Here is a 26,769-nt window from a genome sequence, read left to right as displayed (position 1 = left end):
CAGCGCCACATCCGCGCTCCGGCGTTGATAAACGGATACACCCGCCATTGGCTTCACGCGCACATCTCCCAGCGACGCCCGCCGCTCTGCATACTAAACACTGTGCCGCACTATACCGATAGAGCCCCGCCGGCTTTGTCTCCACGCCCCGCGCCGGTCCTTCATCCATCACACGCAGCATCACCGCGTCGTCAGCCGGAGCCCACACACCCCACGTCAGCCCCACCGATTTTTTCGCGTACACTTTTGCCTACCCCAACTGTCGCCGCACCACACGTGCGGCGACGTCAGCAAATGCCAGAGCACATGAAAACACCAACACCCGCATCAGCCCCCCTCGGCCGGCCCTCCTTCTCACGGGCCAGCCTGCTCCTCCTCCTGCCCGCGCTCGGCCTCACCGCCATCGCCCAGGAAACCCCCACCCCCGTCACGCCTCCGACCGAGGACGACGTCGTTAACCTCTCCGCCTTCCGCGTCTCCGAGGATAAAGACTCCGGCTACAAAGCCTCCAACTCCATCGGCGGCACCCGCTCCAACACCCCGATCAAAGACATCCCGCTGAACATCCAGGTGTTCACCAAGGATCTCTACGACGACCTCGTCATCACCAACCAGATCGACCTCGAGCGCTACAACGCCGCTCTCGTCAACGGCGGTGCCGACGGCCGCTCCAGCAATCCCATTCAACAAGCCTACAACGCCTTTCTCTTCCGCGGCTTCGTTCAAAACTGGGGCCTTCGCGACGGCATCCGCCAGTACGATCCCATCGACACCCAGGGCCTCTCCCGCGTCGAAATCGTCAAAGGCCCCGCAGGGCCGCTCTACGGTCTGTCCTACGCCGGCGGCGTCATGAACAGCGTCACCAAAGACGTCGATTTCCTCAAAGACTTCACCTCCCTGCGCTTCACCGTGCAAAGCGAAGGCGAATATCGCGCTGCGATCGACGCCAACTATTCCGGCGACACCAAGCACGGCAAATTCGGTGTCCGCTTCAATGGCGCCCACGCCGAAACGGTGGACGAACGTGAAAACTCCGACGGCTCCCTCCGTTACTCGCAGGTCAATCTCGCCTGGCAGCCCTACGCTGGCACCGAGGTGAAATTCCTCATGGAAAACGGCTACCGCGGCAAAGCCAACGGCCTCGGCTATTTCACCCGCAACGGCGCCGACGGCGCCCAGATCCCACTCCAGATCGATCACCCCGAAATTCCGTGGGAGTGGAACTGGTCCACCGGCGGCAATATCCGCTCGATCGATACCGATCTTTATCGCGGTACCATCAATCAAACCTTCAACGAAAACTTCAGCGCCACCGCCTACGTTCAGTATGCCACGCGCCTGAACATCGACTCCAACGGCTGGGAAGCTCAGGGCTCCGGCGGCGGCGCCAACTGGGATACCAATGGCGACACCGGCTGGCAGCTCGGCGGCACTCCCGCCGAGTTCATCCGCCTCGGCTATCACTACCGCGACTGGGGCAACCGCATGCATGGCTACGGCGCGACCGGTATCTATAAAGTGGATCTCGGCGCTATCAAAAACGTCGTCACCTTCGGCGCCAACGTCTGGGCGGAAAAATTCCTCACCCGCCGCTTTGCCCAGCCTTCCACCACCACCAACACGCTGATCCTTCCCGTTCGCGCCGGCATCAGCATCAACACCCCGCTCGTGCCTCCCGCCGATTGGGCCGCCAACACCGGCAACGGCGGCTGGAATCGCGAGAACAACTCCAACGACTACTACTTCGTCGCCTGGCAGGGCTCGCTCTTCGAAAACCGCCTCAAGCTCAACGCCGCCGCCAACCGCACCAACATCAAACTCGTGCAGTACGACGCCACCGCCAACACCAGCAAGACCACCGAGGTCTCCAAGACCTCGCCCATGTTTGGTGCCATGTTCGACATCACCAAACAGGTCTCCGTCTTCGGCGTTTACTCCTCATCCCTGTTCCCCTCGACCGACAAAAATAGCTTCTCCCAGCAAATGCCGCCCGAAACCGGCAAGAGCTACGAAGCCGGCGTGAAGGTGGAGCTCCTCAACGGCAAAATCAGCGGCACCGTCAGCGTTTACCAGATCACCAAGGAAGGCGGCGGCAAACAAGTCACCCCGGCCTTCAATCTGGAAGTCCAGCGCTTCGATGCGTTGTCGCTCGCCCAGCAAGCCATCCAGTTCCCCGGCCAAACTCGCGCGACGCTTCTCGCAAAAGGTGATTTCTATCCCGCCGGCGAACAGGAATCCACCGGCTTCGAGGCTGACCTGATTTTCCAGCCGACCAAGAGCTGGCAGATCCTTCTCAGCTACGCCAACAACGACACCGAAGTCACCTCCTCGCCCATCGCGACCGAGCTCGGCCGCACCACCAGCGGCCACATCGACCAGCAGCTCGCCATGCTCACCAAATACTCGTTCACCGACGGCGCCGCCAAAGGCCTCAGCATCGGCGCGGGCATTCAGTACGCAGACGAAGCCCTTCAGGACTACAACGGGCCCGGCAACACCGGTCGCTACAATCCCGCTACGTTCTACGGCGAACTCTTCGCTGGCTATCGCCTCAAACTCCTCGGCTACGACACCCTCATTCAGCTCAACCTGAAGAACATTACCGAGCAGGAAGAGTTTGTCGGCTGGAAACCCACCGGAGTCGCCGGCCGCGTCGCCACCGACCGCTACGAAGTCTCCACCCCCATGGTCTACAGCCTGACCGTCGGCATCGACTTCTAACCTCACCGACGGGAATCCCGACATCGGACTTCCCGTTGTTCCCTTTCAGTTGTTGTTCAGGTTTGGTTCAAAAAAGGCGGGCGAGTTCAACTCGCCCGCCTTTTTCATTCTCTAAATTCTGCCCTCCCACTAATTCACCTGCAATTCCTCCCATGCCCCGCCCCCGTCTTCAGGCAACCATCGCGCTCGCAGTCACCAGCAGCCTCTGGCTCTGGCGCGGCGGCATCTTTCCCGCCGCTCTCGCACTGACCGCCGCCACCCTCGCCCTCCTCGCCTGGGTCTCGCCCCGCGCCTACGCCCCCTTCTCCCGAGCCTTCGAAAAACTCGGCCACCTCATTCTCATCGCCTTCACCTGGCTCTCTCTCGGCCTGATCTACTTCGGCGTATTCACACCCCTGCGACTCTGGCGCACCCTCCGCCGCCACGACCCCCTCGCCCGCCGCTTCGATTCCACCGCCCCGACCTACCTCCGCCCGCTCCCCTCAACTCCCCCCAACTTCACCCGCCATTTCTAATCCCCACATCGTTCTCTTACTCGTACTCGTTCTCCTTCCGCACTCCGACATCCGTGCCCTCTGTGCAATCCGTGGTTAAAAAAATCCACCCTCCCGCCCGCAGGCTCTGCTACACCCTAGCCCTCCAACCATTGGTCCCTGATCATTGATCATTGGTCACTCGCGCGCTCCGCGTGCTTTTCCCATGCGCCTCCTCGGCCTCAGCGCCTACTACCACGACTCCGCCGCCGTCCTCCTCGAAGACGGCGTCATCGTGGCCGCCGCCCAGGAAGAACGTTTCACCCGCATCAAACACGACCCCGCCTTCCCCCGCGCCGCCGCCGCGTATTGCCTTTCCCAATCCACCGGCCCGCTCGACGCCGTGGTCTACTACGAAAAACCCCTCCTCAAATTCGAGCGCATCCTCACCACCGCGCTCGCCGTCGCCCCGCGCGGCTTCCGCACCTTCGCCGCCGCCATGCCCACCTGGCTCCGCGAAAAACTCTGGCTCCCCTCCGTCATCGCCGACGAACTCGCCGCCCTCGGCCACCCCAATGTCCCCGTCCACTTCGCCGCCCACCACCAGGCCCACGCCGCCAGCGCCTTCTTCCCCTCGCCCTTCGACCGCGCCGCCATCCTCACCCTCGACGGCGTTGGCGAATGGTCCACCACCACCCTCGGCCGCGGCCACGGCTCGCAACTCGATCTTCTCCACGACCTCCGCTTCCCCCACTCCCTCGGCCTCCTGTATTCAGCGTTCACCCACCACTGCGGCTTCCGCGTCAACTCCGGCGAGTACAAACTCATGGGCCTCGCCCCCTACGGCCACCCCCGCTTCGCGAAACGCATCCGCGAGCACTTCCTCGACCTCAAAGCCGACGGCTCCTTCCGCCTCAACCTCGACCTCTTTGGCCACCTCCACGGCCAGGCCATGACCAACGCCCGCTTCGCCGAAAAACTCGGCATCCCCGCCCGCCCGCCCGAAGCCCCGCTCGAACAAGTCCACTGCGACCTCGCCCGCTCCATTCAAGACGTCGCCGAAGAAATCATCCTCCGCCTCGCCCGCACACTCCACGCGATGACCGGAGAAGAAAACCTCTGCATGGCCGGCGGCGTCGCCCTCAACTGCGTCGCCAACGCCCGCCTCCTCCGCGAAGGCCCCTTCAAAAATATCTGGGTCCAACCCGCCGCCGGCGACGCCGGTGGCGCCCTCGGCGCCGCCCTCGCCTACCACCACGCATCCTTCAACCCCTCCACAAATCCGCCCCTCAACTCTCAACCCTCAACTCTCAACTCCTCCGCTCCTCCTTCCGCATCCGTGTCATCTGTGGTTCACTCCGCCCCCACCGACGCCATGCGCGGCGCCTTCCTCGGCCCGTCCTACACCGACACCGAAATCGCCTCCGCCCTCGCCACCTCCGGCCTCCTCCCCCACGCCGAAAATTTCTCCAACAACACGTCAGCCCTCCACGCCCGTCTCGCCACCCTCCTCGCTTCCGGCCAAGTCCTCGGCTTCTGCCAGGGCCGCGCCGAATTCGGCCCCCGCGCCCTCGGCGCCCGTTCCATCCTCGCCGATCCGCGCTCCCCCGACATGCAACGCCGCCTGAACCTCAAAATCAAAGCCCGCGAATCCTTCCGCCCCTTCGCCCCCATCGTCCTCGCCGAACGCGCCTCCAACTTCTTCGACCTCCCCGCGCCTTCGCCCTACATGCTCTTCACCGCGCCCGTATCCGCTTCTCAACGTCTCCCGTCCCCCGCCTCTGACGCCCTCGACGCCGCCTGGCAGCAACGCCTCGCCACCCCGCGCTCCACTATCCCCGCAGTCACCCACGTCGATTACTCCGCCCGCGTCCAGACCGTCGCCGCCTCCGAAAACCCCGCGCTCCACTCCCTCCTCTCCGCCTTCGAAAAACTCACAAGCTGCCCCGTCCTCGTGAACACTTCCTTCAACGTGCGCGGCGAGCCCCCCGTCTGCCACCCCCGCGAAGCCATCGCCGGCTTCCTCGCCACCGACATGGACGCCCTCGCCTTCGGCCCCTACCTCCTCGAAAAGAAAAACCTCCCCGACGCCCTCCTCCGCCCCGCCCAGCCCCGCCACTTCTCCCCCGACTAACCCACTCCGAATCCTTCCGCATCTCCGACATCCGTGCTCTCTGTGTAATCTGTGGTTAAAAATTTCCCGCCTTCGCCCCTTCCCTCCCTTCGCGAGACGCCCTCCGAATCCTGTCCATCCCGTTAATCCTGTCCAAAACTCCGCGCCGTCCCCCATCGCCCCATGAGAGCGCTCAAAAACCTCCTCGCCCTCCTCCGCGAACTCGTCGCCTTCGCCCGCGAGCACAAGGCCTGGTGGATCGTCCCCGTCGTCTGCCTCCTGCTCCTCGTCGGCGTCCTCATCGTCGGCGTCTCCACTATCTCTCCCTTCATCTACTCTCTCTTCTGACATGGAGGAGAATCACCAAAACTTTCCGCTTTCCTCCGAGCCTGCAGCTCTCCAGCCCGTCCGCGCGCCACTCTCGCTCGGGCGCAAACTTCTCTTCTCCGCCGTTCTCACCGCCGTCATCTTCGCCCTCCTCCTCGGCGCCCTCGAACTCTCCCTCCGCCTCGCCGGCTACGGCCACTCCACCGATTTCGTCCGACGCGAGAAACTCCCCGACGGCTCCGTCATCCTCCGCGAAAATCGCGACTGCACCGTCCCGTTTTTCTCCGAGCAACTCGTCCGCCGCCCGCAACCCTTTCGCCTCTCCGCACACAAAAACCCCGGCGCCATCCGCATCGTTGTCCTCGGCAGCTCCGCCGCCATGGGCGACCCCGAGGCGTCCTTCTCCATCGCCCGCCTCCTCGAAACTCGGCTCCGCGCCGCGTATCCGGATAAAACCTTCGAGGTCGTCAACGCCGCCATCACCGCCATCAACTCCCACGTCGTCCGCGGCATCGCCGACGACTGCGCGCGCGAACTCCAGCCCGACCTCTTCATCGTTTACGAGGGGCACAACGAGGTCATCGGCCCCTTCGGCCCCACCGGCGTCTTCACCGGCTTCCTCCGCTCCGAACGCGCCGTCCGCCTCGCCATCTGGCTGAAATCCACGCGCACAGGGCAACTCCTCGCCTCTCTCTCACGTTCTTCCTCCTCGCCTGAAAAATGGGGCGGCATGGAGATGTTCCTCCAGCACCAGATCGCCGCCGACGATCCTCGTCTCGACACCGTCCGTGCCCACTTCCGCGAAAACCTCCGCGCCATCGCCGCCTCCGCCGACCGCGCCGGCGCCACCACCCTCCTCTGCACAACCCTCGCCAACCAGCGCGACTTCGCGCCCTTTCTGTCCCTCCACCGCCCCGGCCTCACTGCCGCCCAACTCGCCGAGTGGGAAAAATACTACGCTACCGCCAACGAAGCCGCCCTCCTCAAACACACCGGCCGCGCCGAAGCCGCCTACCGCGCCGCCCTCGAAATCGACGACCAGTACGCCGAGCTCTCCTTCCGTCTCGCCCGCCTTCTTCTCCCCACTGGCCAGCACGCCGATGTGCCCGCGCTCTTTCAACGCGCCCTCGACCTCGACGCCCTCCGCTTCCGCGCCGACTCCTCGCTCAACGAAGTCATCCGCTCACTCCCCGCCTCCCTCCCCCAAAGCCACGTCCGCATCGTCGACCTCACCTCGCCGCTCGCCGCCCCCGCCCGCCAGGGCCCTTACATCGGCAACACCCATCTCTACGAACACGTCCACCTCACCTTTCTCGGCACACACTCCGTCGTCGAAGAACTTTTCCCCGCCGTCGTATCCGAACTCCAGGCACAGGAACTCCTCCCGACGGGCCCCATCAACCTGCCGTTCGATTATGGCGAACTCCGCCGCCGCCTCGCCTTCACCGCCTATGAGCAGGCCATGATCTTCGCCGAGCTCCAGAACCGCTACCAACGCCCCCCCTTCACCGCCCAGTCCGACCACGCCCTCCGCCTCGAAACCACCGCGAAACAACTCGCCTCCGCCCAGTCCCTCCTCGCGCGCCCCGACGCCACCGCCGCCCTCCGCGCGTCGTACGACTACGCGATCGCCTCGGCACCCGAAGACTGGATACTCCACCGCAACACCGGCATGATGCTCCTCGCCCGCAGCGAACCCGCCGCCGCCCTCCCCTACCTCGAAAAAGCCGCCGCCTGGATCGACGACGACATCGACACGCTCCTCGCCCTCGCCAACGCGCACCGCGCCCTCGGCCACCCCACCGACGCCGACCGCCTCTTCACCCGCGCCCGCACCTTGGAGCCACGACACCCTTCCCTTCCGTAGGCCAGTGTGCTTGCACGCGCACCGTCCCTCCGAGGTAGGGCGGGGTTAGCGCTAACCCCGCCGGCTGGCCCCCGCCCGCTTCCTGCTACTCGCGCCAGCGCATTGGTCATTGGTCATTGGTCATTGGTCATTGGTCATTGGTCATTCGCGCGAATACCCCCGGCATTCGCGCTTTAAGACTCCCCTAAATCCCCCCGCTCCCGTACCGATACACCCATGGTGCCCTCCGCATTCAGGCGTCACTCCCTGGCTCTGCGCCACTGGGTCGCGGGAGCGCTCCTCATCTTGGGCTGCGCCGCGACCAGCTTCGCGCTGGACCCCTCCCGCCCCGTTAACCAGTTCACCGCCACCACCTGGGACGTCTCCACCGGCCTCCCCCAAAACTCCGTTCAGGTCATCACCCAGACTTCCGACGGCTACCTCTGGGTTGGCACCGGCGACGGCCTCGCCCGCTTCGACGCCAACAGCTTCACCGTCTTCACCCACGCCACCGTCCCCGAACTCGCCAGCGACACCATCACCTCGCTCCATGAAGCGCCCGACGGCCGCCTCTGGATCGGCACCGACGGCGGCGGTTTTCTCTATTATGAAAACGGTCAATTCATCCGCCCTCCCGCCGCCCCCGGCCTTGAGCGCATCACCATCCGCTCCATCCTCTCCACCCCCGACGGCCACGTCCGCGTCCTCCTGAGCAACCGCCTCGTCCACTTCGATCAGGACCGCTACAAAGTCGCCCCCGCTCCCGACGGCGCTCCACCGCTCACCGGCCTCCGCAACTGGGTCCACCGCAAAAATGGCGAATGGTGGATCGGCGGCGAATCCGTCTTCTTCCGCCTCGCCCCCGACAGCACTTACCTCGGCGGTTTCCCCGAAAACTTCCCCGACTCCTACATCCGCGACCTCGCCGAAGACCCTCACGGCGATCTCTGGGCCGCCACCAGCACCGGCCTCGTCCATTGGCAGGGCGGCACCGCCCGCACCTACACCACCGCCGACGGCCTCGCCGTGGACATCGTCCGCCTCATCCACTTCGACCGCCACGGCGTCCTCTGGGTCGGCACCACTCAGGGACTCCAACGCTTCCAAGACGGCAAATTCGAGGAAGTCCTCACCCGCACCGGCGAATCCCTCGGTACCATCCTCTCCGTTTACGAAGACCGCGAAGGATCCCTCTGGATCGGCACCCACAGCGGCCTCACCCGCCTCCGCGACGTTAAATTCCACACCCTCACCCGCCGCGACGGCCTCTACCAAAACTCCTCCATCTGCGTCCTCGAAACCCGCGACTCCACCCGCTGGGTGGGCACCGTCGGCGGCGGCGCCATCCTCTTCCGCGACGGCAAACTTCACGCCACCCTCACCCGCGCCGATGGCCTCCTCGACGAATCCGTCAACGCCCTCGCCGAGGACTCCGCCGGCGGCGTCTGGATCGGCTATCAGGCCGCCGGCCTCTCCCGCTGGCACCAGGGTAAACTCGAACACTTCGGCCCCGCCCAAGGCATTAAAAACTCCCGCGTCCGCGCCATCGCCATCTCCCCCGACGACACCGTCTGGGTCGCCACCGACCGCGAAGGCCTCTTCCGCCGCGACCCCGTCACTCAAAAATTCACCCCCGTTCCCCCCGGCCCCGCCGGCGACCGCCTCAGCAACCTCCTCATCGACCGCACCGGCCGCCTCTGGCTCGGCGGCATCACCGGCATCGCCCGTCTCGATAAAGACGGCTGGCGCGGCTGGAAAGTCACCGACGGCCTCAAAGGCACCGCCACGTATTCATTCGTCGAAGACAACCGCGGCTCCCTCTGGATCGCGCGCAAAGACGGCGGCCTCCAGCGCGTGCGTGACGACAAACTCGAATCCTTCCCCATTCTCGGCGACACCGGCGCCAGCCTCTACGGCATGGTCATCCACCGCGGCAAACTCTGGCTCAACTCCCGCCAGGGCGTCCTCCGCGCATCACTGGACGAATTCGACGCCGTCGCCTCCGGTCGCAAACCCGAGCCCGCCTTCATCCAATACGGCGAAAGCGATGGCATGAAACCCTCCGGCCCCGTCTACGGCAGCCAGCCCACCGCCATCGCCACCCACGACGGCGAGCTCTGGTTCTGCACCAACTTCGGCATCTCCATCGTCAATCCCACGAAAATCCAGCTCAACACCCGGCCGCCCCCCGTCCTCATCGAATCCGTCATCGCCGATCAGATTCCCATTCCAGCAACCAGCCCGCTCATCCTCCCCCCCGGCCGCGGCGAAATCGAGCTCCGCTACACCGCCCTCAGCCTCATCGACGCCGGCCAGGTCCGCTTCCGCCACCGTCTCCAAGGCGTCGATACCCACTGGATCGAGACTGGTAACATCCGCTCCACCCTCTACGCCGGCCTCAAGCCCGGCCGCTACACCTTCGAAGTCACCGCCTCCAATAACGACAGCCTTTGGGCCCCCCAGCCCGCCACCCTTACCTTCGAACTCCGCCCTCACTTCCGCCAGACCGCCGCCTTCTGGATACTCTGCGGACTCGCCGCCTCAGGCCTCCTCGCCTTCGGCATCTCCCTGCGCACCCGCGTCCTCCGCCGCCGCCAGCGTGAACTCGAAGCCCTCATCGAAACACGCACCCGCGACCTCAAAACTGCCAAGGACGCCGCCGAGTCCGCCAGCCGCGCCAAAAGCGAATTCCTCGCCAACATGTCCCACGAGGTCCGCACCCCCATGAACGGCGTCCTTGGCATGACCGAGCTCGCCCTCGCCCACGCCACCAACCCCGAGCAACGCGGCTACCTCGAAGCCGTCCAATCCTCCGGCGAAGCCCTCCTCTCCGTCATCAACGACATCCTCGACTTCTCCAAAATCGAATCCGGCAAACTCGCCCTCGACCCCATCGATTTCAGCCTCGCCCAGTGCCTTAAAAAAACCCTCGAAACCCTCGCCACCCGCGCCCGCGAGAAAAACCTCCCCCTCCGCCTCGACATCGCCCCCGGCACCCCCGACCTCCTCACCGGCGACGCCGGCCGCCTCCGCCAGATCCTCCTCAACCTCATCGGCAACGCCCTTAAATTCACCGAACGCGGCGAAATCGTCATCGCCGTCTCTCCCGCCCCCGAGACCGACTCTGCCTCACCCTCCACCATCCTCCTTCACTTCACCGTCACTGACACCGGCATCGGCATCCCTCCCGAAAAACTCGAAACCATCTTCGACTCCTTCGTCCAGGCCGACACCTCCACCTCCCGTCGCTACGGCGGCACCGGCCTCGGCCTCACCATCTCCCGCATGCTGGCCACCCTCATGGGCGGCCGCATCTGGGCCGAAAGCGAACCGGGCAAAGGCAGCCGCTTCCACGTCACCGCCCGCTTCGGCATCGCCGCCTCGTCCTCCGCCGCACCGATCGAGAAAACCTCCGCGCAACTTTCCCCCGCTCCCTCGCGTCAACTCCGGGTGCTGCTCGCCGAAGACAACCCCGTGAACCAAAAAATTTCCCGCACCATGCTCGAGAAAGCCGGCCACACCGTCGTCTCCGCCCTCAACGGCGTCGAGGCCGTCGCCCGCTACCAGCAGGAGCGCTTCGATCTCATCCTCATGGATGTCCAGATGCCCGACATGGACGGCATCGAGGCCACCCGCCGCATCCGCATGCTCGAACAAATCTCCGGCCAGTACACCCTCATCATCGCCCTCACCGCCCACGCCATGAAAGGCGACCAGGAGCGCTTCCTCGAAGCCGGCATGGATGCCTACCTCGGCAAACCCGTCCGCTCCCCCGTCCTCCTCGAAACCATCGCGCGCTTTTTCCCAGCCCCGCCCGCCGTCGGCCCTCAATTCAGCTCCGACCACTCTCCGTGACCGCCCGCCTCCGCCTCGCTCTTTCCCTGCTCCTCGTCGTCTGCGCCTACTTCACCGCCCACGCGCAAACCAAGGACGAGACCGACGATCTCACCCTCCTCGATCCCCTCACCATCGGCGCGGAAACCGATGATGGCTTCGACGCCACCGGCATGGGCGGCCCCGAAGCCGAGATGAACGAGCCCCCCTTCTCCAACGACCTCCTCGTCGGCCCCCAGACCGAGGAAGACTTCGCCCCCGAACTCAACGCCGAGCTCTCCGCCATCGTCACCGGCGCCAGCCCCGTGGACCTCGCCACCGGCGTCAACCGCGTCAACCTCCGCGGCTTCCCCACCCCCCGTCTTCGCAACGGCTTTTCCCAGATCGGCATCCCCGAGATCCTCTCCGTCGAACGCGTCGAACTCATCCAGGGCCCGCTCACGCCCGTCGCCGGCCGTGCCGCCCCAGGCGGTATCCAGAACTTCGTCACCGCCCGCCCCCGAGCCAGAAACGCCACCCGCCTCTCCTTCTCGGCCGACACCCAGGACTCCCAGCAGGCCCGCGTCGAAAACTCCCTCACGCTGAAGCCCAAAAAAATCTGGCACCGCCTCTCCGCCGGCTGGCAGCACCGTGGCGGCCCTCAGGACTTCGCCCGCATCGACACCAAGTTTGCCAGCAGCGCTCTCACCTTCCGCCACAGCCGCTCCGCCAGCACCATGGTCACGCTCGACTACTCCGAACTCTCCGGCAACCCCGCCCCCGGCCTCCCCGAATACCGCGCCACCGCCTCCTCCAAAATCACCGGCCCCTACCGCCCGCTCGCCGACTTTCACACCTACGGTCCCAACGCCGGCCTCGATAAAAAAATCGCCAGCGCCGCCCTCCAGTTCGAAGGCCAGCTCGGCCGCCGCGTCAGCCTCCGCGCCGTCCTCCAAGGCTGGCTCCGCGAACTCACCGAAGACCGCTTCACCACCAGCCAATACCTCCTCGACCTCGGCCGCTTCGGCGGCACCCGCGAACCCCAGCGCATCGAGCAACCCCTCAAAGCCATCACCGCCGGCGTCGAAGCCACCGCCCGCCTCCTCACCTTCAAGATCGATCACAAGGTCACCCTCCTCCTCGAATCCAACCACCTCTGGTACGACCGCGAACAACGCGCCTTGCCCACCGCCGCCCGCAACGCCCTCCCGCAGGACGTCCGCGAATTCGACCCCGATTCCCCCAACTATTTCCGTCCCGAATACTCCCCCGAACTCTACAGCCGCCTCCTCACCGACCGCCACGAAGCCACCAGCTACAACTCCATTTCTCTCAGCGAACGCGCCGCCTTCTGGGAAGGAAAACTCGTCGCCACCGCCGGCCTCCGCGCCGACTTCGTCCTCATCGAAATCGACGACGAGCGCCCCGCCGCCCCCCGCCCCCACGTCACCGACCGCGTCCGCGAACTCACCTATCACGCCGGCGGCAACTACCAGCTCATCCCCGGCCGCCTCCTCGTCTTCGCCAACACCAGCTCCGCCTTCGAACCCTCCACCCGCGTCGACGCCCGCACCGGCCGTATCCAGGGCAATGAGACCACCCTCGGCTACGAAGCCGGCGTCAAAGGCCTCTTCTTCAACAAACGCGTCAGCGCCACCGCCCTCCTCTTCCAATACTTCAACCAGAACATCTCCCGCCGTAACCCGCTCTACGAAGACCCCATCCTCGACGCCGCCCAGACCCAGCCCCAGCTCGTCTCCTCCGGCGAAGAACGTTTCACCGGCGGCACCCTCGACCTCAAAACCGCCTTCGGCCCCCGCTGGACCCTCTCCGGCCGCGCCACCGTCACGCAGGCCCTCACGACCGCCTCGCCCGATCTCCCCGAAGAAATCGGCCGCCCCATCACCCGCCTCCCCCGCACCACCCTCGGCCTCTCCACCCGCCGCACCTTCACCGGCAAACTCACCGGCTTCTCCGTCGGCAGCACGCTCACCTACGTCAGCGGTTTCGTCGCCTACTACGAAAGTGCGAGCCGCGAATACCTCGCCTATTCCGACAACACCCTCGTCAGCCTCAACGCCGGCTACTCCTGGAAACGCGGCACCAAGCAAAAGCCCATCTCCCACTACGCCGGCCTCGGCCTCCGCAACCTCTTCGACCGCGACCTCCTCGAATCCCACGCCCGCATAGGCCAAGAGCGCTCCCTCAACGCCTCCTACACCCTCAGCTTCTGACCTCCGCGCCTCCGCGGTGAAATCACCGCTTGGTCACTGCCCGCAAAAACCACTCCACCGCAAACGCGCTGATCTGCCCGCCCGGCCCTCGCCGATTAAAATCGAACGCGTGCGTCCCCCACGGCAGCTCCACAAAAACGTTCGGCACACCCTCCGCCGTTAACTTCTCCGCCAGCCGCTCGCTCTGCCGCCGCCACACCAGCGAGTCGATCGTCCCGTGCATCAGCAACGTCGGCACCGCCCCGCGCTTCGCCGCGAGATAAGGCGACGCGCTCACGAAATTCTCCGCCGCCGTCTCCGGCGTCCCGCCCGTCAGCTGGCGGATCAGCTTCTTCGAATCCAGCACATCGCGCTCGCTGGTAAACTTCCACGCGAACTCCATGTCCGCTGGCGCGTACAACGCGATCACCCCGCGCACCGCCGCATCCGGCTCATCGTACGCCACCGCCTCCGCAATCTGCCCGCCCGCCGACCGTCCGAGCAAAACCAGCCGCTCCGCATCCACGCCCAACTCTGCGGCATGGCTTTTCAAATACGCCACCGCCGTCCGAACATCGTCCCGCTGCGCCGGCCACACATGCGCCGGTGCCAGCCGGTAGCTCACCGCAGCCACCGCGAATCCCCGCCCCGCCAGCCACGCATTCCACCCCGCCAGCTGCGTCCGGTCCCCGCTGTCCCACCCGCCGCCATGCACCACAATCACGCACGGCGCCTTCGCCACTCCCTGCGCCCGATAAAAATCCAACGTCAACGCTTCCGCCGTCCCCGCCTGCGCAAACACCCGCGCCTCCGCCTTCACCTCCGCTCCACCCGACGCAAAAAACCCCGCCACCGAAAACGCCTCCCTCTCCACCTCCACTTTCCCAAACGCCCTCTCCAGCCGCCCCGGCAGCTCAGCCGCCACCCGCCCAGCCTGCACCGACGGCTTCAGCAAAAAAATCCCCGCCACCGCACACGCCACCAACGTCGCCCCAAAAACCCACGCGCTCCCACCCACTCCTCGCGCCACTGTCCACACCGCGAGCCCCAACGGCAGCACCACCAAAAAATGCCCGAACTCCCCCACGAGAATCCCCAGCATCCACGTCCCCACCGTCGGCGCCTTCACCGCCGTCAACACAGCCGACCCCGCCAATAAAACCGAAACTCCAAGCAACACATAACGCATCATTCCCTTCCACTACGCACAACTTCCCCTCTCAGGTGCAACCCATCCAAACGCCCCTCGCCCAGGCGTGGACAGTTCACGTCTGCCCAAAAACTGCCCCCGCCTCCCCCATCCTGTCCCTCCTGTTCATCCTGTCTAAAAACTCTTGCCCCCTCCGACTCTCCGCGCCCTCCGCGCCTCCGCGGTGAATTCTCCCCCGTCTTTCCCCTTTCACCCTTCACCCTTCCCTCTTCACTCTTCCTCACATGCGCCGCCTCGACCAACTCCTCGCCAACCTCGGCTACTGCTCCCGCCGCGAAGCCCGCGACTGGATCGAATCCGGCCGCGTCTCCGTAAAAGGAAAAATCGCCACCGACTTCGGCGCCAAAGCCCACCCCGCCGACGTCCTCATCGACGGCCAGCCCCCCGATCACCCCGACGAGTTGCTCCTCCTCCTCCACAAACCCCTCGGCCTCGTCTGCTCCCACGACGAACGCGAAGGCCCCAACGTCTACAGCCTCCTCCCGCCCCGCTGGCGCGCCCGCAATCCCCAGATCACCAGCATCGGCCGCCTCGATAAAGACACCAGCGGCCTCCTCCTCCTCACCGACCAAAGCGCCCTCGTCCACCGCCTCACCTCGCCCAAGCACAAAGTCCCCAAACTCTACCGCGCCACCCTCGACCGCGATCTCCCCCCCGGCCTCACCGAACTCTTCGCCAGCGGCACGCTCCTCCTCGCCGGCGAAAAAGATCCCTGCCTCCCCGCCCAGCTCCGTATCCTGGATTCACGCACAGCCGAGCTGACTCTCACCGAAGGCCGCTACCACCAAGTCCGCCGCATGTTCGCCAGCCAGGGCTGCGAAGTCCTCACCCTCCACCGCGCCGCCTTCGGCCACCTCACCCTCGGTGACTTGGCCCCCGGCCACTACCGCGAATTCCCCCTCAACACCTTCGGCTGACCCTGCCCCTTCCGCCCCGACCGCGCCACTGATTTTCCTACTCGCTACTCACTACCCGCTACTCGCTACTCTCCGCCCTCATGTACGACTTCCCACTCACCGGCGCGCAAAAAACCTATCTCCGCGGCCAGGGCCAGACCCTCGATCCCCTCATTAAAATCGGCAAAGCCGGCCTCACGCCCGAGTTCTTCAACGAACTCCAGAAACAGCTCAACAACCACGAGCTCATCAAACTCCGCTTCGTCGGCATCGAGCGCGACGCCCGCGCCGAATTGATCGAAAAAATCGCCGACGAAGGCCGCTGCGTGAACGTCGGCTCCGTCGGCCACACCGCCCTCTTCTACCGCCGCAACCCCGACCCCGCCCGCCGCCAGATCGAGCTGCCATAAAAATTTCGTGGCTGCGCGGTACCCCACCACATAGCCGCGCCTTCCTCATACCTCCGCCTGCGTCAGCTTCGGCGCGAGCAACTGCAGCGCGACGAAGCCCGCACCGTACGCGGCGACACAGATCGTGAAGAGAAGCGCATAGTTGCCACTGCTCTCCAGAATCCGCCCCGCAATCTGGAAGAAAATCATCCCGCCCACGGATCCGGCCATTCCGCCAATCCCCACGACCGATCCCACCGCCCGCTTCGGAAACATATCCGAAACCGTCGTGAACAAATTCGCCGACCAGCCCTGATGAGCCGCGAGCGCGATCCCCATCAACGTCGCGCCCACCCACAAGTTCTCCACGCGCGACACGAACAGCACCGGCAGCACGAACAGCGCAAACAACGCCATCGTCGTCTTCCTCGCCACATTCACGGTCAGCCCGCGTTTCTGGAAAACCCCAAAGACTACGCCGCCACCCACACTGCCGACCGTCGCGATCGCATAGATATACACCAGCGGCATCACCACGCCCTTCGGATCCACGCCCCGCGCCGTCAGCCACTTCGGCAGCCATAAAAGATAAAACCACCACACTGGATCGGTAAGGAACTTCGCCAGCGTAAACGCCCACGTCTGCCGCCGCTGAAGCAACAGCCCCCAACTCGTCTTCTGCTCCACCTCGGTTCCCGCGCCTTCCGCGATCAACGCTCTTTCCTCCGCGCTGGTGAATCGCGAATTCTGCGGCCGTCCGAAAAACGGAAACCACAACAGTAGCCACACGAACCCCAGCGATCCGATAATCACAAACGTCCACCGCCAGTCCGTCGCCGCTGCCAGCGGCAAAATCACGATCGGAGCCAGCACCGCACCCACATTGCTCCCTGAATTAAAAATCCCCGTCGCCAGCGCCCGCTCCTTTTTCGGAAACCACTCCGTCACCGCCTTGATGGCCGCCGGAAAATTTCCTGATTCGCCCAGCCCGAGGAAAAACCGCGCCACACCAAATCCCATCACCGTATGCGTCGCCGCATGAGCGATCGCCGCCACGCTCCAGAAAATCATCGCCACTGCATAGCTCAGCTTCGTTCCAAAAATATCGATCACGCGCCCGGCGAACAATAGCCCGATCGCGTATGCCCCCTGAAACGCCGTGTTCAGATTCGCATAGTCGATCTCCGTCCAGCCGATGTCCTTTTGAATCATCGGCGCAAGCAGGCCAATGATCGAGCGGTCCATGTAGTTGATCGTGGTCGCCGCAAAAAGCAGACCGCAGATGGTCCAGCGAAATCCACTTTTCGCCGGTGGGGTGACAGATGGAGACGACATAAGCGCCTCACTCTGCACAGCTCGCCATGACTCGCAGGCAACACTCCACCAACGGTCAATCCGCGTGATGGACGCGTGCCTTAGCTCCACGAACGCAACCGCTCACAAACTCATCCGCTCACGAAAAATCTGCGCCTGCCTCCGCGAAAATTCCACCTCCGGCCCGCCGCGCAGCGCCACCTTCATGCTCCCGCTAAACCACGCACCCGCCGTCTCGATGAAGTTCACGTTCACCAGCTGCGACCGGTTCGCCCGCAAGAAAATCTTCTCCGGCAGCCGCGCCTCCATCGCCGTCAGCGTCCGGTACAGCAGCGGCCGCTCATTTTGAAAATGAACCCGCGTGTGATTCCCTTCCGCCTCCAGCAACCGTATCGATTTCACGGGCACAAACCAGCAACGCTCCCCTTCGCGCACCAACACGCGGTCATCCTCGGCCAGCACCCCCTCGCCCCTCCCATTCATATCAGTTCCCTCCTCTTCGACTTTCTCACGCTTCTCCACGTTCCGCAGCTTCGCCAGCGCCGCCGCCAGCCGCTTCGGATGCACCGGCTTGAGCAGATAATCCACCGCCTCCACCTCGAACGCCTTCACCGCAAACTGATCGTGCGCCGTCGTGAAAATCACCCGCGGCCTCGGCTCCGGCAGCGCTCCCAGCAGTGAAAACCCATCGCGCCCCGGCATCTCGACATCGAGAAACAACAACTCCGGCTTCAGCTCCTCCACCAGCTTCAACGCCTGCGTCGCGTTCCCCGCCTCGCCGACAACCTCGATCCACGGGAACACCTTCAACAACGCCGCCAGCTCCTGCCGCGCGAGCCGCTCATCATCGATCAATAATGCTCTAAGAGTCTTCATGCGCGCGCAGCCATCAGCCTGCCCGGGATCACCGCCTTCGCAACGACCTGATCATCGCCCGCCTGAGTCAGCGTCACCCCCGCCTCCGGTCCAAACAAATGCCGCAGCCGCGTCCGCACATTAGTCAGCCCCAGTCCCGTCGAATCCGTGGACACCGCTATCCGCCCTGGATTACTCACCCGCACGTGCAGTAACTCACCGCGCACCTCCGCGCTGATCTCCACGACGCCGCCCGCTTCACGCACCGCGATGCCATGCTTCACCGCATTCTCCACTAGCATCTGCACGAGAAACGGCGGCACCTCCCGCTCGCGCGCCTCCGGCGTGATTTCACACGTCACCCGCAGCCGGTCCTCGAAGCGTATCCTCTCCAGTGCGAGATAAGTCCCCACTGTCTCCATCTCTTCACGCAGCGTTATCGCGACCCGCTCGTTCACCGTCAGCGCCGCGCGCAGCAGATCCGCCAGCAACGTGATCGCCTCCCGCGGCCGCGTTTGCTCGATCGGCACCAGCGCCCGTAACGAGTTCAGGCAGTTAAATAAAAAATGCGGATTCAGCTGCGCCTTCAGCGCCCGCACTTCCGCCTCCTTGAGCGCCGCGTCCAGCCGCACCCGCGCAAATTGCTCCCGCTGCGCGTTCCGCAGATTCGTCAGCGCAAAATAAAATCCCACCCACGGCATCAGAAACGTCGCCACCTGGATGAACCGCATCAGGTACGTCCCCGGATTATTAAACGGCGGCACCAGCCACGCCACCACCGCGCCCATCCCCAGCATCGCCGCCGACGCCCCCGCCAGAGCCACCGCCACGCCCAGCCCCCGGCTCCACCACGTATGAAACCGCTCGCGCACGATCCATATCCCGATGCGCAACAAGTGCGACGCCATCACCCCCGCCAGCCCGAAACCGAGATGCCGGATGATCATCGCCTTCACGTGGACCACCCCAAAATCAAAACTGATCACCGTCCACGTCGCCACCAACGTTCCCCAGCCAGCCAGCTGACACAGCCAGTAAACACGCCCCCCGATCCACCGCTCGCTCCACGTCGCGCGCTTGCCCGCGCTCTCCTCAAAACCACCCAACAACCCATTCGCCGAGGCCGTCGTGCTCATGCGCCCTCAGATCACCCGGTCCGCAAACTCCCCCGCGCCCGCCCCAGTTTCAAACGCTGCCAGGTTCTTCAGAAAATGCCTCACCAGCGTCTCATCCTGATCGCTCCGCCCGCCCGCCGTATGCGGCGTGATGTGACAATTCCTCGTCGTCCACAGCGGATGCGACGGCGGCAACGGCTCCGGCTCCATCACATCCAGATACGCCGCGCCGAGTTTTCCCGACTCCAGCGCCTCGATCAGCGCCCCCTGGTCCACCGTCGTCCCGCGACCGATGTTATAAAATTTCGCCCCGCGCTTGCACCAGCTCAGCCGCCGCGCGTTCACATAGTTCCGCGTGCTCTCATTGTCCGGCAGGATGTTGATCACATGATCCGCCTCCGCGATCACCGAGCTCACCCGCTCCTCCGAGATGACATGCACGCCGGCTTCACTGTAAGCCTTCCGCCGCACCGCAAAAATCTTCATCCGAAAAGGCGCCAGCAACTCCGCCAGCCGCCGCCCGATCGCCCCGAATCCCAGCATCAACACCGTCTCGCCAGCCATGAGCCGCGATTCGCTCCGCAGCTCCGAAAAAAGCCACCGCCGCTCGCCGCGCTGCTCATCGAGCGCCCCGGGCAATCGCCGCCCCAGCGCCAGCATCATCGCCAGCGCATGCTGCGCGCACGGCTCAGAAAACACCGACGACGCATTCGTGAAAACCGCCCCGCGCCGCCGCAACTCCTCGCGAAACGGCTCGTTGTCGTAGCGCGTGTACCCCGCACTCGTCACCTCGATCCATTTCAAATTCTCGCTCCGCACGCACTGCCCCGCATCCGGCTGCCCGAACGCGATGTCAGCCGATTCCAGCGCCGAGTCCTCGCCGCCCGCCGTCAGCACCGACGCCGCACCCGCGGCACGCACCAACCGGTGCTTCCGCGTGCCCTCTTTCAGGATACGCTCCGCATCCGCCGAAAACTGCGCGTTGCACCAAATCGTCAGCGATTTTCCGGCCATAAAATCACTCCGTCTCCGAATACTCGCACAACGCGTGAACCTTCAGCCCGACGTCGCGTAGCCTCTTCGATCCACCCAGCTCCGGCAGATCGATCACCGCCGCCACGCCAATCACCTCGCCGTGCAAAACCCGGAACAGCTTCGTCGCCGCCAGCAGCGTTCCCCCCGTCGCTATCAGATCATCGACAATCAAAACACGATCACCCGCCTTGCACGCATCCGCGTGGATCTCCACCGCCGCCGTCCCGTACTCGAGGTGATAATCTTCCGAGACGGTCTTGTAAGGCAGCTTCCCTTTTTTGCGCACCAGCGCGAACGGCTTGCCCAGCTTGTACGCGAGCGCACCGCCGAGAATGAACCCCCGCGCATCCACCGCCGCGATGATGTCGATCTCCTGCTTCGCGCAGTCCTCGGCAAACGCGTCGATCGTCGCACGGAAAGCCTCAGGATCGTGGAAGAGAGTGGTCGCATCGCGAAAATTCACGCCTGGCTTCGGCCAGTCGCGCACAGTGCGGATGCGGGATTTGAGAAGAGCGGAAACAGACACAGGAGCCGAAGACATTCCATCACCCGCCGCTCCGCCAACCTATTTTTCCGCCCGCCCCAGCGCCTGCGTATTTTGGAGGGACGACCTCCGTGTTCGTCCACGGTCGGCACGATGTCCGGCGCTCCATCCGGGCAGTCACCACTTTTCTAAAAAGGCTTCAGTCATCACGTCCCCACGCCGTCCCGCACGCGCACAAAAAAGGACGAAGCCCGCAAAGGCTTCGTCCCTGGAAATTCAGTTCGTTTAGAGGCGAAACTGACAGTTTGTCGGCTGAGCTGTGAGCTTAGCGACGGTCACGACCGCCACCGAAGCCACCGCGATCACCGCGATCGCCACCGCGACCGCCGCCACCGCCGAAGCCGCGGCCACCGCCGCCACCACCGAAGCCACGGCCACCGCCGCCGCCACCACCGAAGGAACGGCCAGCGCCTTCCTCCTTGGGACGAGCTTCGTTAACCGTCAGCGTGCGACCACCGAGGTCGATGCCGTTGAGCTTTTCAGCTGCGATCTTGGCTTCTTCTTCAGAACCCATGGTGACGAACGCAAAACCGCGTGGGCGGCCGGTCATCTTGTCCATGGCGACGTACACATCAGCGACGGTACCGAACTGGCTGAATGCCGAGCGGAGCTCTTCTTCAGAGGTCTTGAACGACATGTTACCGACGTAGAGTTTGGAGTTACCCATGTTTGATTTCGTAGATCCACCGTCCGCTGCCAGTCCGTTCCCGACCATCGGGTTTCGAAATCATCACTTGAACCTTGTGGCTCCTGACGACTCACCAGTTCCTGTCATCTAACGCTTTCTCTAACGAGGACGGCGACAAAGACTCTTATGCCTGCTAAAAGCAAGGGCTTTCTAGCCACACGCATGCGAGCGCGCCAGCGCCCCCATTCACCTAAACCCCCGGTTTCCACCGCGATTGGGGCGTCACCGTTGCCCCTCTGGCAATCCTTAGCCCCCGAAGAACTCATCCATCGCCCGCCGATCCCGTTTCGTCGGCCGCCCCGTTCCCTTATCGCGCGCCAACACCTGCTGCACCCGCTGCTCCCGGAGCTTCGCAAACTCTTCCGGCGGCGTCAGATCCTCGCAAAACTCCCCCACCCGCTTCGCCCCGATCCGCGCCACCGGCAACCCGCGCACCCCCAACGTCCGCACCATCACCCCCTGCCTCACACCCACCACCTCGCTCACACGCACTTCCCTCGCCGCCTTGGCCACCTGCCCACCTACCTCAACCTCCCCTGCCCGACACGCCTCCGTCGCCAGCCCCCGCGTCTTGAAAATCCGCACACACCACAACCACTTATCGATGCGGCAGCCCGAAGTCCTTTCGTCCAGTATCATGATCACCACTCTCTGAGGCATTTTCCCTCGCGTGCGAGCGGCGAATCCCTCCTCCGTCCACTCAAATCACCCCGGCCTGTTAACAATTAAATTTTCTCGCCGATAACAGTGATGCGCCCGCATCTTGCCCGTTCGCCCGGACGTCAGGCAGCCAAGCTAGGAGCCCCCTCGCCCTCTTTCACGCAAAGCCGCCAGATCCACCAAGCCGTTCACCGTTTTGCCGCCATGAAAACTTTCCGCCTCTGGATTCTCCCCGCGCTTGCACTGGCCTTTGCCACCAGCCCCCTCCCGCTCCCCGCGCAAACCCCCGCCGAGACCGTCTACGACCTCACCGTCGTCGATAAAGCCCCCGCGCCGAAAAAACGCATCAAGCCCGACTACCCGTCCTCGCTCAAAAAACGCGACACCCCCGCCGAGATCACCCTCCGCTTCATCGTCACCGCCGAAGGCACCGTCACCGACATCAACATCGTCAAATTCAACGACCCCGACATGGTCGATCCCGTTTACGCCGCCTACGAAGCAGCCAAATTCGAGCCCGGCCAGAAAGCCGGCAAACCGGTCAACACCCGCATGGAAATCACCGCCCTCTTCCCCGAGCCCAAGCCCGCGAAAAAGGAAAAAGAAAAGAAGTAACCGCGCCCGCCCTCACGCTCCGCACACACTTCTCCCATCACGCCACTCCTCCCCAAGCCGCGCCCCGTCAAGGACGCGGCTTCTTCATGTCCCCGCACATCGCCGACCACCCCTCACCGAACTCGTCATCTAATGGATGACAACACCTCCGCCCGCCTACCCCCAATCCTGTTAATCCTCTTAATCCTGTCCAAAATTCCGCCCCCACCTCCGCTCCTCCATCGCCGCATCTTCCCCGCATTTCCTCCCGCCTCCTTCTCGCTCCCGGCAAGCCAACCTCATCATTGACCCACCCCGTGCCCTCCGCCTAATTCTGCCGCCTTATGTCCACGCCCGCGCCCTCCGCCGAAGTCTCCATGGAAACCATCGTCGCGCTCTGCAAACGCCGCGGCTTCATTTTCCAATCCTCCGAAATCTACGGCGGCTTCAACGGCTTCTTCGACTACGGCCCCCTCGGCGTGGAGCTCAAAAAGAACATCCGCGACTGCTGGTGGAACGACATGGTCCGCCGCCGCGACGACGTCGTCGGCCTCGAATCGTCGATCATCATGCACCCGAAAGTCTGGGAGGCCTCCGGCCACGTCGCCGGCTTCAGCGACCCGCTCGTCGACTGCAAAACCTCCAAGCAACGCTTCCGCGCCGACCAGCTCTTCTTCTCGCCCGTCGTGATCGACGGCAAAACTGTCGGCTACGTTTCCGCCCTCGAAAGCGAGCGCACCACCGAGGAGCTCCAGGCCGCCGCCGAATCCTTTAAGCGCAAGAAAGCCCTCCAAGGCACGCTCGCTCCCGTCACGCCCAAAGACTTCACCGAAGCCCGCGAAGACGAACACGCCCTCATCCCGTCGCCCGCCACCGGCGAGCCCGGCAGCCTCACCGCCCCACGCGCCTTCAACATGATGTTCCAGACGAACGTCGGCGCCATGACCGACGGCTCGTCCGTCGCCTACCTCCGCCCCGAGACCGCCCAAGGCATGTTCGTCGACTTCAAGAACGTCGTGGACACCGGCCGCGTGAAACTCCCCTTCGGCATCGCCCAAATCGGCAAGTCCTTCCGCAACGAAATCACCCCGCGCAACTTCATCTTCCGCTCCCGCGAATTCGAGCAGATGGAGATGGAATACTTCATCCACGAAGACGCCGACTGGAAAAAATCCCACGACGAATGGATCGAGTGGTGCCGCTCCTGGCTCCTCTCCATCGGCCTTCCCGAGTCGCACCTCTCCCTCTACACGCATCCGAAAGAGAAACTCTCGTTCTACTCCCGCGGCACCGTGGACATCATGTTCAAATACCCCTTCGGCGTGCAGGAACTCTGGGGCATCGCCGCCCGCGGCAACTACGACCTCACCCAACACGCCAACGCCTCCGGCAAGCCGCAGGAAATCTTCGACGAAGCCACCAAGAAAAAATTCGTCCCGCACGTCATCGAGCCCGCCGTCGGCACCGACCGCATCTTCCTCGCGACCTTGTGCGCCGGATACGCCGAAGAAGACGTCACCGATGAAAAAGGTAACACCGAGAAACGCGTCGTCCTCCGCCTCAGCCCGCGCATCGCTCCGGTCAAAGTCGCCGTCCTTCCGCTCCTCAAGAACAAGGAAGCACTCACCCAACGCGCGCAGGCCCTCTACAAAAAACTCCAGCGCCGCTACGCCGTCTTCTACGACGAGTCCGGCGCGATCGGAAAACGCTACCGCCGCCAGGACGAAATCGGCACCCCGTGGTGCGTGACCATCGACTTCGACACCATCGAAAAACCCGGCGACACCTTCACCCTCCGCGAACGCGACTCGATGACCCAAAAACGCATCACCGAGTCCGACCTCTTCGCCCTCCTCGAAGAGCAGGTGTATTAAGGAAAGCCAAAGGCGCGTTCTCCAAGACGCGCCTTTCTTCGTCTCAAAATGGAGCCACTGCTTTCAAATCTAGTTCGTGAGAACTTCCGTAACGGACTTTCGGCTAGAGACGCCGAACAGCTCGCTTTCTTAATTTTCTGTATACTCGACCACCTGCCACCAGAGCTGAGAAAGCATCAGTGGGATCGCGATAAAATTGCTTCCGAGTTTGTCGCACTGAAAACCGTTGGACTCATACGCGACGCCAACCCTGCGCACGGAGAGTCCAACTATTGGAATGCGGTGATCGACCGCTTCCTGCTAAATCCAAAGGAAGTAGACCGTAACTTCGGATCCCGTCTTCCTACATATCCTCGCTGATCTCTCTCGGTAAAGGCAGCCCGCTCACTTCCACGAGCTGAATCCTATTCCGGCACCTCCGCGTCCTCCGCGCCTCCGCGGTGAAAACATCCGCCACTTCCGCCTTCGCTCCGACCTTTGCGTCGTTGCGTCTTCGCGCTTCACCTAACCCCGCGCCCGCTTTCAGCTCCTATCGCACCTGCGCCCCGCATACCACCTATCGCATTACGACGCCGCCACCATGCCGCTGATCACCCCCGCCGAAGCCGAGCGCCTCATCCTCGCCAGCGTCCCCACGCTCCCCGTGGAAGACTGCCCGCTCGCTTCCGCCCACGGCCGCATCCTCCGCGCACCGATCCGCGCCGACCGCGATTTCCCTCCCTTCGACCGCGTCACGATGGACGGCTTTGCCCTCCGCCACAGCGCCGTCGCCGCCGGCCGCCGCGCCTTCCGCATCCAAGGTTTCCAACCCGCCGGCACGATCCCACTGGCCCTCGAATCCGACGAAACCTGCATCGAAATCGCCACCGGTGCCGTCCTCCCCAACGGCTGCGACTGCGTCGTCCCCTACGAAGACACCGACCGCTCCGCCAACTCCTCCGCCTCCGCCTCTCAACCCTCAACTCTCAACTCTCAACTCCCCACTTCCGCCTCCGTCACCCTCTCCGACTCCATCGCCACCGCACTCACCCCTGGCCAAAGCATCCACCACCGCGGCTCCGACGCCTCCACTGCCACCGAACTCATCCCCTCAGGCACCCGCCTAACCTCCCGCGAAATCGCCGTCGCCGCCTCCTGCGGCTCCGCCACCCTCCGCGTTTCCCTCCTCCCGCGCATCGCTGTCATCGCCACCGGCGACGAACTCGTCGAAGTCGAAAACCCGTCGCCCGCCCCGCACCAGATCCGCCGCTCCAACGACCACGCCCTCCGCGCCGCCCTGCTCTCCTCTGGCTATGGGCGCGTCGAGCGCTTCCACCTCCGCGACCTGAAGTACGAACTCGAGACGCAGCTCAAACGCTTCCTCTCCGAGTTCGACGTCCTCCTCCTCACCGGCGGCGTCTCCAAAGGAAAATACGATTTCCTCCCCACCGTCCTCGCCGAACTCGGCGTCGAAAAAAAATTCCACGGCGTCGCCCAGCGCCCCGGCAAACCGTTCTGGTTCGGCCTCACCTCCCGCCGCGTCCCCGTCTTTGCCCTCCCGGGCAATCCCGTCTCCACACTCACCTGCTTCCACCGCTACGTCATTCCCGCACTCTCCTCCATGAGCGCCGACGCGTGCCCACGACCCGAATACGCCGCACTCGCCGCGCCCTTCACCTTCAAGCCCGCCCTCGCCCCTCTCGTCCCCGTCCGCCTCGAATCCACTCCCGACGCCCGCCTCCTCGCCCACATCTCGCCGACCAACACCTCCGGCGACTTCGCCGGCCTCCTCGGCACCGACGGCTTCCTCGAACTCCCCTGCGGCCCCCTCTCTCTCCCTGCCGGCCATACCGCCCGCGTCCACCGCTGGTCCTGAGTCCGATTCCCCCAGCCCGGCGAAACTCCGGCCCGCCCAGCACGCACTCTCTCCGGCCTCCACGCCGACACCGCACAGTGCAGTGCGTATAGAAATCGTATAACCCCGCAGCCCGCCGTTATCGCGATTGTCCGCTGAGCACTTTCCCCAATCCTCGGGGTCGTAATCCGTCGCTCCGCATTCCGCCGCTCGATCCCTCCGATCCAGCATCGGCCGGAACCGCTGCCTCATCAC

The 26,769-nt window shown here is 64.3% G+C and carries 21 protein-coding genes; 13 read left to right on the top strand and 8 right to left on the bottom strand.

The annotated features are described in order from the left end of the window. Window positions 1–306: 306 nt before the first annotated feature. The 7 genes from CMV30_RS09665 (at window position 307) to CMV30_RS09640 (ending at window position 13,527) form a co-directional block, all read left to right on the top strand. The gene (locus tag CMV30_RS09665; protein WP_175414811.1) at window positions 307–2,721 is read left to right on the top strand and encodes a TonB-dependent siderophore receptor; all 2,415 of its coding nucleotides are present in this window, start codon (window positions 307–309) and stop codon (window positions 2,719–2,721) included. Between the two features lie 152 nt (window positions 2,722–2,873). Beyond that, a complete protein-coding gene (locus tag CMV30_RS09660; protein WP_096055831.1) occupies window positions 2,874–3,236 on the top strand; it encodes a hypothetical protein in 363 nt (120 codons plus the stop codon). Between the two features lie 184 nt (window positions 3,237–3,420). Beyond that, the gene (locus tag CMV30_RS09655) at window positions 3,421–5,328 is read left to right on the top strand and encodes a carbamoyltransferase family protein (RefSeq protein WP_096055830.1); all 1,908 of its coding nucleotides are present in this window, start codon (window positions 3,421–3,423) and stop codon (window positions 5,326–5,328) included. 162 nt (window positions 5,329–5,490) lie between these two features. Then, window positions 5,491–5,655: a DUF5989 family protein gene (locus CMV30_RS19830; protein ID WP_175414810.1), complete on the top strand. Its 165-nt coding sequence runs from the start codon at window positions 5,491–5,493 to the stop codon at window positions 5,653–5,655. 1 nt (window position 5,656) lies between these two features. Continuing rightward, the gene (locus tag CMV30_RS20735; protein WP_096055829.1) at window positions 5,657–7,501 is read left to right on the top strand and encodes a tetratricopeptide repeat protein; all 1,845 of its coding nucleotides are present in this window, start codon (window positions 5,657–5,659) and stop codon (window positions 7,499–7,501) included. Between the two features lie 216 nt (window positions 7,502–7,717). After that, window positions 7,718–11,335, top strand: a complete 3,618-nt coding sequence (locus CMV30_RS09645) for a hybrid sensor histidine kinase/response regulator (RefSeq protein ID WP_096055828.1) — start codon at window positions 7,718–7,720, stop codon at window positions 11,333–11,335. Next, on the top strand, window positions 11,332–13,527 hold the full coding sequence (locus tag CMV30_RS09640) for a TonB-dependent receptor (protein ID WP_096055827.1): 2,196 nt from the start codon (window positions 11,332–11,334) through the stop codon (window positions 13,525–13,527). Before CMV30_RS09645 ends, CMV30_RS09640 begins: the two co-directional genes overlap by 4 nt. A gap of 22 nt (window positions 13,528–13,549) precedes the next feature. On the opposite strand, the gene CMV30_RS20730 is transcribed toward CMV30_RS09640, so the two are convergent. After that, complete coding sequence (locus CMV30_RS20730; protein WP_096055826.1) at window positions 13,550–14,698, bottom strand: alpha/beta hydrolase; 1,149 nt, start codon at window positions 14,696–14,698, stop codon at window positions 13,550–13,552. Window positions 14,699–14,940: 242 nt separating this feature from the next. Here CMV30_RS20730 and CMV30_RS09630 point away from each other — a divergent pair, with 242 nt between their 5' ends. Both CMV30_RS09630 and CMV30_RS09625 read left to right on the top strand, forming a co-directional pair. Then, window positions 14,941–15,633 carry a pseudouridine synthase gene (locus CMV30_RS09630; protein WP_096055825.1) on the top strand — a complete coding sequence of 231 codons (693 nt, stop codon included), beginning with the start codon at window positions 14,941–14,943 and terminating at the stop codon, window positions 15,631–15,633. An 80-nt stretch (window positions 15,634–15,713) separates the two neighbouring features. Further along, window positions 15,714–16,022 carry a YhbY family RNA-binding protein gene (locus CMV30_RS09625; protein WP_096055824.1) on the top strand — a complete coding sequence of 103 codons (309 nt, stop codon included), beginning with the start codon at window positions 15,714–15,716 and terminating at the stop codon, window positions 16,020–16,022. A gap of 45 nt (window positions 16,023–16,067) precedes the next feature. Here CMV30_RS09625 and CMV30_RS09620 read toward each other — a convergent pair whose 3' ends face one another. From CMV30_RS09620 to CMV30_RS09590, 7 genes are all read right to left on the bottom strand, one after another. Next, window positions 16,068–17,336: an MFS transporter gene (locus CMV30_RS09620; protein ID WP_096057705.1), complete on the bottom strand. Its 1,269-nt coding sequence runs from the start codon at window positions 17,334–17,336 to the stop codon at window positions 16,068–16,070. 102 nt (window positions 17,337–17,438) lie between these two features. After that, window positions 17,439–18,191, bottom strand: coding sequence for a LytR/AlgR family response regulator transcription factor (locus CMV30_RS09615; protein ID WP_096055823.1), 753 nt, complete (start codon window positions 18,189–18,191; stop codon window positions 17,439–17,441). Next, window positions 18,188–19,306, bottom strand: coding sequence for a sensor histidine kinase (locus CMV30_RS09610; protein WP_096055822.1), 1,119 nt, complete (start codon window positions 19,304–19,306; stop codon window positions 18,188–18,190). Before CMV30_RS09610 ends, CMV30_RS09615 begins: the two co-directional genes overlap by 4 nt. A 6-nt stretch (window positions 19,307–19,312) precedes the next feature. Next, window positions 19,313–20,299: a D-2-hydroxyacid dehydrogenase gene (locus CMV30_RS09605; RefSeq protein WP_096055821.1), complete on the bottom strand. Its 987-nt coding sequence runs from the start codon at window positions 20,297–20,299 to the stop codon at window positions 19,313–19,315. A gap of 4 nt (window positions 20,300–20,303) precedes the next feature. Continuing rightward, on the bottom strand, window positions 20,304–20,861 hold the full coding sequence (locus CMV30_RS09600; RefSeq protein WP_096055820.1) for an adenine phosphoribosyltransferase: 558 nt from the start codon (window positions 20,859–20,861) through the stop codon (window positions 20,304–20,306). Between the two features lie 268 nt (window positions 20,862–21,129). After that, complete coding sequence (locus tag CMV30_RS09595) at window positions 21,130–21,531, bottom strand: RNA recognition motif domain-containing protein (protein ID WP_096055819.1); 402 nt, start codon at window positions 21,529–21,531, stop codon at window positions 21,130–21,132. Between the two features lie 267 nt (window positions 21,532–21,798). Further along, window positions 21,799–22,191 carry an RNA-binding S4 domain-containing protein gene (locus tag CMV30_RS09590; RefSeq protein WP_096057704.1) on the bottom strand — a complete coding sequence of 131 codons (393 nt, stop codon included), beginning with the start codon at window positions 22,189–22,191 and terminating at the stop codon, window positions 21,799–21,801. Between the two features lie 225 nt (window positions 22,192–22,416). On the opposite strand from CMV30_RS09590, the gene CMV30_RS09585 reads away from it, so the two are divergent. The 4 genes from CMV30_RS09585 to CMV30_RS09575 all read left to right on the top strand — a co-directional run bounded on the left by CMV30_RS09585 (window position 22,417) and on the right by CMV30_RS09575 (window position 26,535). Next, window positions 22,417–22,827 carry an energy transducer TonB gene (locus CMV30_RS09585; protein WP_175414809.1) on the top strand — a complete coding sequence of 137 codons (411 nt, stop codon included), beginning with the start codon at window positions 22,417–22,419 and terminating at the stop codon, window positions 22,825–22,827. A gap of 323 nt (window positions 22,828–23,150) precedes the next feature. Further along, window positions 23,151–24,680: a glycine--tRNA ligase gene (locus CMV30_RS09580; protein ID WP_096055817.1), complete on the top strand. Its 1,530-nt coding sequence runs from the start codon at window positions 23,151–23,153 to the stop codon at window positions 24,678–24,680. 48 nt (window positions 24,681–24,728) lie between these two features. Continuing rightward, a complete protein-coding gene (locus CMV30_RS19395; protein WP_138223217.1) occupies window positions 24,729–25,040 on the top strand; it encodes a hypothetical protein in 312 nt (103 codons plus the stop codon). Between the two features lie 220 nt (window positions 25,041–25,260). Continuing rightward, window positions 25,261–26,535: a molybdopterin molybdotransferase MoeA gene (locus CMV30_RS09575; RefSeq protein WP_096055816.1), complete on the top strand. Its 1,275-nt coding sequence runs from the start codon at window positions 25,261–25,263 to the stop codon at window positions 26,533–26,535. Window positions 26,536–26,769: the final 234 nt, after the last annotated feature.

The organism is Nibricoccus aquaticus (assembly GCF_002310495.1).
In the GTDB taxonomy this organism is placed as follows: domain Bacteria; phylum Verrucomicrobiota; class Verrucomicrobiia; order Opitutales; family Opitutaceae; genus Nibricoccus; species Nibricoccus aquaticus.
The sequence above is the reverse complement of the archived record's forward strand: the minus strand, read 5'-3'. Positions and strand labels throughout refer to the sequence as shown.

Bases quoted from the DNA above. Each gene is read 5' to 3' on its own strand.
- CMV30_RS09590 (WP_096057704.1), bottom strand. From the start codon at position 22,191: ATGATACTGGACGAAAGGACTTCGGGCTGCCGCATCGATAAGTGGTTG.
- CMV30_RS09630 (WP_096055825.1), top strand. From the start codon at position 14,941: ATGCGCCGCCTCGACCAACTCCTCGCCAACCTCGGCTACTGCTCCCGC.
- CMV30_RS09595 (WP_096055819.1), bottom strand. From the start codon at position 21,531: ATGGGTAACTCCAAACTCTACGTCGGTAACATGTCGTTCAAGACCTCT.
- CMV30_RS09615 (WP_096055823.1), bottom strand. From the start codon at position 18,191: ATGAAGACTCTTAGAGCATTATTGATCGATGATGAGCGGCTCGCGCGG.
- CMV30_RS09605 (WP_096055821.1), bottom strand. From the start codon at position 20,299: ATGGCCGGAAAATCGCTGACGATTTGGTGCAACGCGCAGTTTTCGGCG.
- CMV30_RS19395 (WP_138223217.1), top strand. From the start codon at position 24,729: ATGGAGCCACTGCTTTCAAATCTAGTTCGTGAGAACTTCCGTAACGGA.
- CMV30_RS09665 (WP_175414811.1), top strand. From the start codon at position 307: ATGAAAACACCAACACCCGCATCAGCCCCCCTCGGCCGGCCCTCCTTC.
- CMV30_RS09625 (WP_096055824.1), top strand. From the start codon at position 15,714: ATGTACGACTTCCCACTCACCGGCGCGCAAAAAACCTATCTCCGCGGC.
- CMV30_RS20730 (WP_096055826.1), bottom strand. From the start codon at position 14,698: ATGATGCGTTATGTGTTGCTTGGAGTTTCGGTTTTATTGGCGGGGTCG.
- CMV30_RS09600 (WP_096055820.1), bottom strand. From the start codon at position 20,861: ATGTCTTCGGCTCCTGTGTCTGTTTCCGCTCTTCTCAAATCCCGCATC.
- CMV30_RS09655 (WP_096055830.1), top strand. From the start codon at position 3,421: ATGCGCCTCCTCGGCCTCAGCGCCTACTACCACGACTCCGCCGCCGTC.
- CMV30_RS09620 (WP_096057705.1), bottom strand. From the start codon at position 17,336: ATGTCGTCTCCATCTGTCACCCCACCGGCGAAAAGTGGATTTCGCTGG.
- CMV30_RS09610 (WP_096055822.1), bottom strand. From the start codon at position 19,306: ATGAGCACGACGGCCTCGGCGAATGGGTTGTTGGGTGGTTTTGAGGAG.
- CMV30_RS09585 (WP_175414809.1), top strand. From the start codon at position 22,417: ATGAAAACTTTCCGCCTCTGGATTCTCCCCGCGCTTGCACTGGCCTTT.
- CMV30_RS09660 (WP_096055831.1), top strand. From the start codon at position 2,874: ATGCCCCGCCCCCGTCTTCAGGCAACCATCGCGCTCGCAGTCACCAGC.
- CMV30_RS09645 (WP_096055828.1), top strand. From the start codon at position 7,718: ATGGTGCCCTCCGCATTCAGGCGTCACTCCCTGGCTCTGCGCCACTGG.
- CMV30_RS09575 (WP_096055816.1), top strand. From the start codon at position 25,261: ATGCCGCTGATCACCCCCGCCGAAGCCGAGCGCCTCATCCTCGCCAGC.
- CMV30_RS20735 (WP_096055829.1), top strand. From the start codon at position 5,657: ATGGAGGAGAATCACCAAAACTTTCCGCTTTCCTCCGAGCCTGCAGCT.
- CMV30_RS09580 (WP_096055817.1), top strand. From the start codon at position 23,151: ATGTCCACGCCCGCGCCCTCCGCCGAAGTCTCCATGGAAACCATCGTC.
- CMV30_RS19830 (WP_175414810.1), top strand. From the start codon at position 5,491: ATGAGAGCGCTCAAAAACCTCCTCGCCCTCCTCCGCGAACTCGTCGCC.